At 62.6% G+C, this 11714-nt stretch carries 10 protein-coding genes and 2 pseudogenes; 8 read left to right on the top strand and 4 right to left on the bottom strand.

Annotated features, from left to right (window positions below; all coding sequences use genetic code 11):
- Window positions 1–29: 29 nt before the first annotated feature.
- The 7 genes and pseudogenes from DY201_RS27455 to DY201_RS27485 all read left to right on the top strand — a co-directional run bounded on the left by DY201_RS27455 (window position 30) and on the right by DY201_RS27485 (window position 7662).
- Window positions 30–887 (top strand): ABC transporter permease, encoded by an 858-nt coding sequence (locus DY201_RS27455; protein WP_115734492.1) that lies wholly within the window; start codon window positions 30–32, stop codon window positions 885–887.
- Entirely contained in the window at window positions 881–1684 is an 804-nt protein-coding gene (locus DY201_RS27460; RefSeq protein WP_115734493.1) for an ABC transporter permease, read from the top strand. The genes DY201_RS27455 and DY201_RS27460 overlap by 7 nt, the downstream gene beginning before the upstream one ends.
- 69 nt (window positions 1685–1753) lie before the next feature.
- Window positions 1754–2130: pseudogene (locus DY201_RS27465) on the top strand (aldehyde dehydrogenase family protein); the annotation flags it as partial.
- Window positions 2131–2289: 159 nt separating this feature from the next.
- Window positions 2290–3129, top strand: coding sequence for a DMT family transporter (locus tag DY201_RS27470; protein WP_115734494.1), 840 nt, complete (start codon window positions 2290–2292; stop codon window positions 3127–3129).
- Between the two features lie 263 nt (window positions 3130–3392).
- A complete protein-coding gene (locus DY201_RS27475) occupies window positions 3393–4415 on the top strand; it encodes a putative 2-aminoethylphosphonate ABC transporter substrate-binding protein (protein ID WP_115734495.1) in 1023 nt (340 codons plus the stop codon).
- A 75-nt stretch (window positions 4416–4490) separates the two neighbouring features.
- The gene (locus tag DY201_RS27480; RefSeq protein WP_165916029.1) at window positions 4491–5648 is read left to right on the top strand and encodes a putative 2-aminoethylphosphonate ABC transporter ATP-binding protein; all 1158 of its coding nucleotides are present in this window, start codon (window positions 4491–4493) and stop codon (window positions 5646–5648) included.
- 1 nt (window position 5649) lies between these two features.
- The gene (locus DY201_RS27485) at window positions 5650–7662 is read left to right on the top strand and encodes a putative 2-aminoethylphosphonate ABC transporter permease subunit (protein WP_115734497.1); all 2013 of its coding nucleotides are present in this window, start codon (window positions 5650–5652) and stop codon (window positions 7660–7662) included.
- A 3-nt stretch (window positions 7663–7665) separates the two neighbouring features.
- On the opposite strand, the gene maiA is transcribed toward DY201_RS27485, so the two are convergent.
- The 3 genes from maiA to hmgA are packed head-to-tail and all read right to left on the bottom strand — an operon-like array spanning window position 7666 to window position 10692.
- A complete protein-coding gene (gene maiA, locus DY201_RS27490) occupies window positions 7666–8301 on the bottom strand; it encodes a maleylacetoacetate isomerase (RefSeq protein WP_115734498.1) in 636 nt (211 codons plus the stop codon).
- Window positions 8302–8306: 5 nt separating this feature from the next.
- A complete protein-coding gene (locus DY201_RS27495; protein ID WP_115734499.1) occupies window positions 8307–9323 on the bottom strand; it encodes a fumarylacetoacetate hydrolase family protein in 1017 nt (338 codons plus the stop codon).
- Between the two features lie 19 nt (window positions 9324–9342).
- Window positions 9343–10692, bottom strand: a complete 1350-nt coding sequence (gene hmgA / locus DY201_RS27500; protein ID WP_115734500.1) for a homogentisate 1,2-dioxygenase — start codon at window positions 10690–10692, stop codon at window positions 9343–9345.
- An 83-nt stretch (window positions 10693–10775) separates the two neighbouring features.
- Here hmgA and DY201_RS27505 point away from each other — a divergent pair.
- Window positions 10776–11232, top strand: a pseudogene (locus DY201_RS27505) (MarR family winged helix-turn-helix transcriptional regulator).
- Here the strand turns inward: DY201_RS27505 and DY201_RS27510 are convergent.
- Entirely contained in the window at window positions 11233–11700 is a 468-nt protein-coding gene (locus DY201_RS27510) for an Lrp/AsnC family transcriptional regulator (protein WP_115734535.1), read from the bottom strand.
- Window positions 11701–11714: the final 14 nt, after the last annotated feature.

The raw sequence follows: 11714 nt of genomic DNA on the forward strand, positions 1-11714 counted from the left end.
CGCTCCCCCGCATTTTTTCTGGAAACCAGATGAAATCGCCCGGCCCTCTGCTCGCACTCCCCACCGCACTCATCGTGCTGCTGCTGGGCTTCGTGCCTCTGATCGTCATCCTCGTCTGGAGTTTCTGGACCTGGGATCCCGCGACCTACTGGATCAGGCCGGAGTTCAGCCTGGCCGGCTATGCAGCGATCCTCGAGGCCGGGCGCTGGAGCGTCATCGTTGGATCGCTGGGCAAGGCGTTCCTGACCGCCGCGATAAGCGTCGTCATTGGCTATCCCGCAGCGATGGCGGTGCATTTTCTGGCAAGCAGGCGAACGGCACTGCTGCTCATGGCGCTGTTCACCATCCCGTTCTTCACCTCATACATGATCCGCGCCTTTTCCTGGCGGCTCGTACTCGGCCGCAACGGCCTTATCAATGGCTGGCTGATGGATCTCGGGATCGTCGACCAGCCGCTCGACTGGCTCCTGTTCTCCAATTTTGCCGTCAATGTCGGCCTCGTCGCCTCGTATCTGCCATTCGTCATCTTTCCACTGATCCTGTCGATGCAACGCGTCGAGCCATCGCTGTTGGCCGCCAGCCAGGATCTTGGCGCCGGCTTCTGGCGGACCTTCCGCTCGGTCCTGCTGCCGCTCACCCAAGCCGGCATATTTGCCGGGTTCCTCTTCGTCTTCGTCATGGCGGCAGGCTCGGTCACAGAAGTGCAGATGCTCGGCGGCGCAGCCGCATCGATGATCTCGGTGATGATCAACGACGTCATGCGGGTTGTGAACTTCCCGCTGGCCTTCGCAATCTCGACCCTGGTGCTGATCATCCTGTTCGGACTGATTTTCATCGGCAACCGACTGTTCAAGCTGACCAGCCTGTTCGAGGGATTCACATGGTAGCCGGTTTCGAAAGCCGCCCGCTTAAGGCCGCCATCTGGCTAATAACAGCCGTAGGGCTGGTGATCATCTATCTGCCGCCGCTCTACCTGGTGGCGGTGTCGTTCAATCCGGCGCTGCAGCCCGCTCTGCCGCCGCTGTCCGACATCAGCCTGACCTGGTATTTCGCGCTCGCCAAGGAACGCACCCTCATCAGCGCATTGCAGGAATCCCTCCTGGTCGCGACCATCACCGCGCTGGTGGCAACCGGTCTCGCGCTGTTGTCGGCTCTGGCCTATATGGACCTCGGCAAATGGCGCTCGCGCTGGTTCATGTTCGTGCTGTTGCCGATGTTCGTTCCAGGGATCATCCAGGGCCTGTCGCTTTCGGTGATCTTCGGGCGCATCGGACTGAAGCCGTTCTGGGGTACGGTGGCTGCGAGCCATCTGTTGTGGGCGCTGCCATTCGCCTTCACCGTCATCCTCACCAGCATGGCAGCCGTCAGGCGTTCTTACCTGCTTGCCGCATCCGATCTCGGCGCTTCTTGGTGGCGCCAACTGGTCGACGTGACATTGCCACTGATCAAGCCAGGCCTGGTGGCTGCCTTCATCTTCTCGTTCCTGCTGTCCCTGAATGAATTCGGCCGGGCCTTCTATCTGGTGGGGCGGCAGAACACGCTGCCATTGGCAATGTTTGGCAAGATGAACTCAGGCGCCTCGCCGACGATCTATGCCCTGTCGGGCTCGATCTTCCTGGCTTCGATATTGGCGGTGTCGTTCGTGCTGCTGGCAGCGCAAGCCAAGGATCGCAAATTGCGGTAGGGCACGGTTGGCCCGCCGCTTTGGGGGGACTGTTGATGAACCGATCGATGCCGCCAGCCGACCCGCACTGCCGGCTACAAGTGCCAGGTGCAGGAACTCGGCGGCAACTACCCACCGATCTGCCTCAACGAACTGTCCGCTGACGATGTCGCCAGGGCGGCCGATTCGGCTGTCGCCGGCGCGACCAAGAACTCGGGGGACGAGCCGATCGCTGCACCACCTTCGGCCTCTGCCCAGGCGTCTGCACCAACGACTTCCGGCGCATGCAGAAATACATCGCCGGCCTGCAGGTCGGCACGGTGAATATCTGGGAAGTCCCGGGATACCGCATCGAGATGTCGCCATTTGGCGGGATCAAGGACTCGGGCAACGGCTACAAGGAAGGCGTCATCGAAGCGATGAAAAGCTTCACCAACGTCAAGACCTTCTCTTTGCCCTGGGCCTGAGCCTTGTCTTGAGCCGGCAAATCAGATGAGTGTCGATGAGGGGGCCTGGTGCCCCCTCATTTGCTTGGAGGGGAAATGCCATTGCCAACTGCCGGGGCGAGATTGACTGGATCGCTGCCCTCTCCCCTTTTTCGCCTGCCCACCTCGAAAGCCTGACCGATGTCCGGTTTCGCCCTTACCATCGTGCTGGTGGCAGCCTTGCTGCATGCGAGCTGGAACGCGGTCGTCAAGGCGGCGACGGACCGCGCCGTCGTCCTGGCAGCGGTGTCCGCCACGCATGCCGCGCTCGGGCTCGTGCTGGTGTGCTTCGCCACGCCGCCGTCGCAAGCGAGCTGGATCTACATCTTCCTGTCGACGGTCATCCACTACGGCTACTACGTCTTCCTGTTCCAGTCCTATCGCCTGGGCGACTTGAGCCAGGTCTACCCTATTGCCCGGGGCCTGGCGCCGGCGCTTGTCGCCTTCGGCGCTTATGTGATGATCGGCGAAACACTGCCGCCGCTCGGCTGGGTCGGGCTTGGCGCGATCACCTTCGGCATCGCCTTCCTTGCCTTCCAGCGGGGTGCGGCCCATGCCGATCCGCGGGCGGTCGGTGCCGCCGCCATCAACGGCGTGCTGATCGCGTCCTATTCGGTCATCGACGGTATCGGCGTGCGCCTGTCCGACAGCCCGTTCGGCTATATGGGCTGGCTGTTCCTGCTGGAATTTCCGGTCACGCTATTCGTGCTGTTCCGGCGACGCGGAACGACCCACACCATCGACCGCAAGACCATCATGCTAGGTCTCGTCGGCGGCCTGGGCGCGGTCTCCGCCTATGGCCTCGTCATCTACGCCAAGACCATCGCGCCCTTGGGCGCGGTTTCGGCCGTGCGTGAATCGAGCGTCATCATCGCGGCCCTGATCGGCCTGTTCATTTTCGGCGAGCGACCCTGGCAGGCCCGCATCGTTTCGGCCGCCATCGTTGCCGGCGGCGTTGTTGCGCTCGCCTTCTCGGGCTGACAGTTCGGCAAATTTCGCTTCTCGGCACAAAAAATGGCAGCGATGCACACGCACGCGGCAGCCTTGTCACATGCCTGTCGCAACCCTGTGCATCGCATAAGCTCAGCCTACCAGATCATAAAAAGAATAGATTTTACTTATTGAACGCCCGTTCCCACTATCGACCATGGACGAGGCGCAAAACGGGCACAGCTGAAAACGCGACCCGACAAGACCTCTCCCAATCAGAACGTGCCTAAGCGATTCAAATGGGAGCCAATTCAATGAACCAGAAGAAAACCTTCGCGCTTGCCGCCTTTGCGGCGATGCTGATGTCATCGGCGGCCTGGGCGGAGACCGAGCTTACGGTCTACACCGCCATCGAGGCGGAAGACCTCAAGCGTTATGCCGAGACGTTCAACCAGGACCATCCCGACATCAAGCTGAACTTCATCCGCGACTCGACCGGCGTCATCACCGCCAAGCTGCTCGCCGAGAAGGACAACCCGCAGGCCGACGTTGTCTGGGGCCTCGCCGCCACTTCGCTTCTGGTACTCAAGTCCGAGGGCATGCTGGAAGCCTATGCGCCCAAGGGCGCCGACCAGCTGAAGCCCAATTTCGTCGACAGCGACAGCCCACCAAGCTGGGTCGGCATGGATGCTTGGGCGGCTTCGATCTGCTTCAACACCGTCGAAGGCCAGAAGCTTGGCCTGACCGCGCCGAAGAGCTGGAAGGACCTCACCAAGGCCGAATACAAGGGCCATGTGGTGATGCCGAACCCCGCGTCATCAGGCACCGGCTATCTCGATGTATCGAGCTGGCTGCAGCTGTTCGGCGAGAAGGACGGCTGGACCTATATGGACGGCCTGCACCAGAACGTTGCCGCCTACACACATTCCGGCTCAAAGCCGTGCAAGATGGCGGCTGCAGGTGAAACCGTGATCGGCATCTCCTTCGAGTTCCGCGCCGCCAAGTCGAAGGCTGAAGGTGCGCCCATCGACATCATCATCCCCGAGGAAGGTATCGGCTGGGACATGGAAGCCTCGGCAATCGTTGCCGGCACGTCCAAGGAAGAAGCTGCCAAGACCCTGCTCGACTGGTCGGTCTCGAAGAAGGCCAACGAGATGTACAATGTCGGCTATGCGGTCGTCGCCATGCCCGGCGTCGCCAAGCCGGTGCAGCACCTGCCTGCCGACATCGAAGCCAGGATGATCAAGAACGACTTCGAATGGGCGGCCAACAACCGCAACACCATCCTCGAGGAATGGACCAAGCGCTACGACTCGAAGTCCGAGCCGAAGAGCTGACCTTCAGCCAGCCTCGACATGCGGGCGTCGCCTCGTGCTGCGCCCGCACCCTTGCCCCCAAGCCGGATGGTTACGATGAGACACGAAACCCTCGCCGGGCAGCCGCGAATTCCGACTGAAGTGAGCGCCATGACCGCCGTCAGCCAGAACGTGAAGCCAGCCTATCTCAAGATCGCAAACGTCTGGAAAGCCTTCGGCGATTTCCATGCGTTGAAGGACATATCGCTCGACATCAGCGAGGGTGAGTTCGTCTGCTTCCTAGGCCCCTCGGGCTGCGGCAAGACCACACTCCTACGGGCGATTGCCGGCCTCGACCTGCAGACCCGCGGCTCGATCCGGCAGGGCGGGCGCGACGTCTCGACCCTGCCACCGTCGCAGCGCGACTACGGCATCGTCTTCCAGTCCTACGCGCTGTTCCCCAACCTGACGATCGCCAGGAACATCGCCTTCGGCCTCGAAAACACCAAGCGCCCGCGCGCCGAGATCGAAGCCCGCGTCACCGAACTGCTCAAGCTCGTAGGCCTGCCCGAGCAGGGCAACAAGTACCCGGCCCAGCTTTCCGGCGGCCAGCAGCAACGCATTGCTCTTGCCCGCGCCATTGCCATTTCGCCCGGCCTGCTGCTGCTTGACGAGCCGCTGTCGGCACTCGACGCCAAGGTGCGCACCCATCTGCGCCACGAGATCAAGGAGCTTCAACGCAAGCTCGGCGTCACCACCATCATGGTCACCCACGACCAGGAGGAGGCGCTGTCGATGGCCGACCGCATCGTGGTGATGAACCACGGCGTCATCGAACAGATCGGCACGCCGACCGAGATTTACCGCCACCCGGCGACTCTCTTCGTCGCCGACTTCATCGGCGAGGCCAACAAGTTCGAGGCCAGGGCGTCGAACAACGCCGTCGGCATCGGCGCGGCGAGCTTCAGCTGCGCTGCCCATGATTTCGACGACGGTACGCCGGTCATCGCCGCGATCCGGCCGGAAGACGTCATCCCCCACGCCAGCGGCTCGCTCGCCAACGGGGCCGCCAACGCCATCGACGTCACCATCAGCGAGATGGAATTTCTGGGTTCTTTCTGGCGCACCCGGCTGCACGGCCACGCGCTCGGCAACGAAACATTGATTGCCGATTTTTCGACCAATGCCGCGCGCCGCCTGTCGCTGGTGCAAGGCGTGGCGCTGACCGTCGAACTGCCAGCCGAGCGGCTGCTGATCTATCCCAGGGGCGCCTGACATGGCAATGGCAATCGACTCTGCCCTTCCCGTCGGCCGCAGCCTCCGCCTCAGGCTCGACCGCGACGAGCTGATCAAGCGCGGCCTGATGTTGGTGATCGCGCTCTACCTGCTGGTTGCGCTGGCCGCACCCTTGGCGATCATGCTGTCCAAGTCGTTCTCGACCTACAGCTTCAACCTCGCCAACTTCGAGTTCCAGCTCAGCGACAAGGACGGCAACTGGGGCGAACCCGTCACCGCAGCTGCGCTAAACGAGAGGCTCGATGCGGTGCCGCCAGCAAAACTCGCTACCAACTCGGACGGGCGACTGCAGGCGACGAGCTTCTTCCCCGACTTCAGCTTTCGCAGCCCAGTCAAATACAAGATCCGCGGCACAACATCAGACGCCACCTATCTCGTCGGCCTCAACCCACAGTCCGGCACCGAGTGGCAAGAGTTCACCTCCAATGACTTCCGCCGCGTGATGTTGCGGCCGTCACGGGCGCTCGGCCTCGAAAACTACACCGCCTACTTCTCGACGCCGACGCTGTTCCGCTCGATCGAGAACTCAGTCTTCATCGCGCTCGTCAGCACGATCATTACCGTCGGGCTCGCTTTCGGTTTCGCCTATGCGCTGAACCGCAGCTGCATGCGTTTCAAGGATGTGTTCAAGCTCGTTGCCATGGTGCCGATCCTGGTGCCGTCGCTGCTGCCCGGCATCGCCCTGATCTACCTGTTCGGCAACCAGGGCCTGCTCAAGGACCTGCTGATGGGGGCCTCGATCTACGGTCCGCTCGGCATCGTCGTCGGCTCGATCTTCTTCGCCTTCCCCCATGCGATGATCATCATTTCGACCGCACTCGCCATCTCCGACCAGCGCCACTACGAAGCGGCCGAGTCGCTCCGGGCGAGCCGCTGGCGGACCTTCTGGACCGTCACCATTCCCGGCGCGCGCTACGGCCTGATCTCGGCGGCCTTCGTCGTCTTCACGCTCGTCATCACCGATTTCGGCCTGCCCAAGGTGATCGGCGGCCAGTACAACGTACTTGCCGTCGACATCTACAAGCAGGTCATCGGCCAGCAGAACTTCGAAATGGGCGCGGTCGTCTCGGTGATCCTGCTCGTGCCGGCCATCGCCGCATTCATCGTCGACCGCATGGTGACGAAGAAGCAGGTGGCGCTGCTGTCGGCACGCTCGGTGCCCTACCAGCCCAAGCCAAACCGCGGCTTCGACACGCTTTGCCTCGCCTGGTGTTCGCTGATCGCCGTCTTCATCCTCGGCATCATGGCGACCAGCCAGTTCGCAGCACTGGTCAAGCTCTGGCCCTACGATCTCAGCCTTGGCCTCAAGCATTTCGCCTTCGACCGCATGGACGGCGGCGGCTGGGGTTCCTACTACAATTCGATCCGGCTGGCGGCACTGACGGCTGTCATCGGCACGGTCATCATCTTCGTCGGCGCCTATATGGTCGAGAAGACCGACGGCTTCCGCACCGGCCGCACGGCATTCCAGTTCCTCGCCATGCTACCCATGGCAGTGCCGGGCATGGTTCTGGGCCTTGCCTACATCTTCTTCTTCAACGACCCGGCAAACCCGCTGCACGCCATCTACGGCACTATGACCATCCTGGTTGTCTGCACCATCACCCACTTCTACACGGTGGGGCACCTGACGGCGCTGACGGCGCTGAAGCAGATCGACCAGGAGTTCGAGCCGGTGGCGGCCTCGCTCAAGCAGCCATTCTACAAGCTGTTTGCCCGCGTCACCGTGCCGGTCTGCCTGCCGGCCATCCTCGACATCTCGATCTACATTTTCGTCAACGCCATGACGACGGTATCGGCGGTGGTGTTCCTCTATTCCAAGGACACGACGCTGGCATCAGTGGCGGTGCTGAACATGGACGACGCCGGCGACGTGGCGCCAGCGGCTGCGATGGCGATGATGATCTTCTACACCAACGCCATAGCGCGTCTGATCCACCTGCTCCTGTCACGCGTGCTGATCAAACGCACCCAGGCTTGGCGGATGCGCTGACGTTCAGCCTTTGGCGCGATCCGGATGCGCTTTGGCGAAGGCCCCGAGGCCTTCGCAGCGGGCGGAAATCTCCAGCAGCCGCTTCAGGCCCGAAATATCGACGTTCCAGCGCCGGGCATTGTAGACCTGCGGCACCAGGCAGATGTCGGCCATGGTTGGGCTGTCGCCATGGCAGAAGGCGCCCGTAGCCGGGTGGTCGAGCAGCCGTTCGAAAGCGGCCATGCCGTCGCCGATGAACTTCTGCATCCAGGCGTCGCGCGCCGCCTCGCCGTCAGGGATCAGCCGCATCAGCTCCGCGATCACGCCGGTGTTGCAGACGGCATGGATCTCCATGGCGATGGCATAGGACAGCTGGCGTACCCGCTGGCGACCTAGCGGATCGGACGGCAGAAACCCCGCGTGGCGGGTTTCGTCGAGATACTCGATGATCGCCAGCGACTGGGTGAAGACGTGGCCATCGATGTCGAGCACCGGCACCAGCCCTTGCGGATTGCGCGCCAGATGCTCCGGCGCCTTCTGCGCTTTGCCCAGCAAGTCGACCGATACCGGCCGATAGGCTTCGCCGAGCATGCTGAGCGCGATGCGAACACGGTAGCTCGCAGACGAGCGCCAGTAGTCGAACAGGACGGTCTCGCTCATCGGGCTCAGGCCTTTTCGTATTTCGTCACGGTCTGCTCGATAGCGCCGAAGATCGAGTGGCCTGTCTTGTCATGCATCTCGATGCGGACCTGGTCGCCGAACTTCAGGAACGGGGTCTGGGCGACGCCCTGCTCTATGGTCTCGATAGTGCGGATTTCCGCGATGCAGGAATAGCCCGCGCCACCGTCGCCGATCGGCTTGCCCGGTCCGCCGTCGAGCTTGTTCGACACCGTGCCCGAACCGATGATGGTTCCCGCAACCAGAGGCCGGGTCTTGGCGGCATGCGCCACCAGCTGGCCGAAATCGAAGGTCATGTCTGTCCCGGCATCGGCGCGGCCGAACGGCTTGCCGTTGATGCTGGCGAGCAGCGGCAGGTGCAGTTTGCCGTCGCGCCAGGCGTCGCCGAGTTCATCGGGCGAAACAGCGACCGGCGAGAACGCCGTCGACGGCTTGGACTGGAAGAAGCCAAAGCCCTTGGCGAGTTCGGCCGGGATCAGGCCGCGCAGCGACACGTCGTTGACCAGCATGACAAGCCGGATGGCATCGCGCGCCTCTTCAGCCGAAGCGCCCATCGGCACGTCGTCGACGATGACCGCCACCTCGCCCTCGAGGTCGATGCCCCAGGCTTCGTCGGCCATGACGATCGGATCGCGCGGCCCTAGGAAGGTGTCCGAGCCGCCCTGATACATCAAGGGGTCGGTCCAGAAGCTGTCGGGCATCTCGGCGCCACGCGCCTTCCTGACCAGCTCGACGTGGTTCACATAGGCCGAACCGTCGGCCCATTGATAGGCGCGCGGCAAAGGCGACGTCGCATCGTGCTCGTGAAAGCGCATGGTCGGCTGTGAACCCGTTTCGATGCCCTCGGCAACAGTGGCGAGGCGCGGGCCGACATGGGCCCAGTCGTCAAGCGCGGCCTGCAGCGTGCGGGCGATGTGACCGACCTCCGAGCAGCGGGTCAAATCCCTGGAGACCACGACCAGGCGACCGTCGCGGGTGGAGTCCTTCAGCGTGGCAAGTTTCATGACGTCCTCACTTGATGCTTCACTTGATACCGGGCGTACCGTCAAACTTGCGCTCGAGCCCGTCCCAGCAATCGATGTAGTTGTCCTGCAGCGTTTCCAGCTCGGCAGCGAATTTCGTCAGCTGCTGGGGGTACCGCGTCTCGAACATGAAGGCCATCGTGTGGTCGAGCTTGACCGGCTTGAGCTCGCCGTTCGACGCCTTCTCGAAGCCCATGGCGTCGGGCCCGTGCGGCAGCATCATGTTGTGCAGGCTCATGCCGCCCGGTACGAACCCCTCTTCCTTGGCGTCATACTGGCCGTAGATCAGGCCCATGAACTCGCTCATGATGTTGCGGTGGTACCAGGGCGGACGGAAGCTGTGCTCGGCCACCAGCCAGCGCGGCGGGAAGATGACGAAGTCGACATTGGCCGTGCCCGCTTCTTCGGTCGGCGCGGTCAGCACGGTGAAGATCGACGGGTCGGGATGGTCGAACAGGATCGCGCCGACCGGCGAGAAGGTCCTGAGGTCGTATTTGAACGGGGCGTAGTTGCCATGCCAGGCGACGACGTCGAGCGGCGAATGGCCGATCTCGGTGACGTGGAACTTGCCGCACCACTTGATCAGCACGCGGCATGGCGTTTCCTTGTCTTCATAGGCTGCCATTGGCGTCTTGAAGTCGCGCGGATTGGCAAGGCAATTGGCACCGATCGGGCCACGATCTGGCAGCGTGAACTTGGCGCCGTAGTTTTCGCAAATGTAGCCGCGCCGCAGCTCGCCGTCGCCGATGCGCGACACCTTGAACATCATGCCGCGCGGGACCAGGCAGATCTCCGAAGGCTCGACGTCGATGATGCCCATTTCGGTGAAGATGCGGATCGATCCGACTTCCGGCACGATCAGGAGCTCGCCATCGGCGTTGAAGAAATAGTCGTCGACCATGTCGTCGTTGAAGGCATAGACATGCGCCGCCATGCCGACCTGGGTCATCGCATCGCCCGCCGTCGTCATGGTGCGGATGCCCTGGATGAAGGTGAGCTTCTCCTTGGGCTGCGGCAGCGGCCCCCAGCGCAATTGGCCGAGCGCCAGCGAATGATCGTTAAGGCAAGGCGCTGTCTTCCAATGCGGATAGCTCGCTGCCGAAAAGCGCTTGGTGTGCCGGACACTGGGTCGGATACGATAGAGCCAGGACCGTTCGTTGGTCCCGCGGGGGGCGGTGAACGGCGAGCCTGACAGCTGCTCTGCATAGAGCCCGTAATTGCACTTCTGCGGGCTGTTCTGGCCCTGCGGCAGCGCACCTGGCAACGCCTCGGTCTCGAAGTCATTGCCGAAGCCCGGCATGTAGCCGGCAGCCGTGGCGGTCGTCGTCTGTGCGATGGCCTTGTCCAGCATGTCTTGAACCTCCCTGGCGGACGTGAGAACGTCGAGATGGTTGCAAGTGTAACCATTGATTTTGTAACTATCAAAGGCCTGATATGCCCGAAGCATTCGACCTGGAGAGCTTCCTGCCCTACCGGCTGAACCGGGCCGCGGAGCTGATCAGCCTGAGCTTTTCCAGGGAGTACAAGCAGCGTTTCCAGATGACGCGGCCGGAGTGGCGCGCGCTCGCCGCCTTGGGCAGCGTCGGTCGCATGACCGCGACCGAAATTGGCACGCATTCCAACATGCACAAGACCAAGGTCAGCCGTGCCGTGGCAGCCCTCGAGGAACGACGCTGGCTGAAACGCCGCGAAAACGAGGCCGACCGCCGCGTCGAGCACCTCGAACTGACCGCAGCCGGACAGAAGGCCTATCGCGAGATTGCCGACCTCGCCCGTACCTACCAGCAAACACTCGACAGGGCGCTCCGGTCCCGGTGCCATCGGGCGCATCGAGGCCGGATTGGCGGATGTCGAGCAGGCACTGCTGAACCGACCACGCAAGCGCGGCTGACTACCCGATCGGCAGCGGTCCGAACTGCTTCAGCGTCGTCAGAACGATCGCGGTCTTCACATGCTGCACGGAATCATGCGGCAACAGCACCTCGTTGACGAAACGTGACAGGTCCGACAGGCCGCGCACAACAACCTTGATGTGGTAGTCCATCTCGCCTGTCAGCGAATAAGCCTCGAGCACCTCAGGCAAATCGTTGACCAGTCGGGCAAAACGCTGGGCGTTGTCGCGGTTGTGGGTGGCCAGTGTCACCGAGATCACCACTAAGAGCTCGAGACCCAGCAGCTCGCGGTCGAGCATCGCCTGGTAACCCCGGATGAAACCCTCCGCCTCCAGCCGGGCGCGTCTTCGCGAGCACTGCGAAGCCGAAAGCGCGATCTTTTCCGACAGCTCGTTGTTGGTCAGCCTGCCGTCGATCTGCAGCGCACGCAGGATCTTGAGGTCGAACTGGTCAAGCGTCTCATTCATTGCATCAAACTCCT

The organism is Aminobacter aminovorans, from assembly GCF_900445235.1.
Lineage (GTDB): Bacteria > Pseudomonadota > Alphaproteobacteria > Rhizobiales > Rhizobiaceae > Aminobacter > Aminobacter aminovorans.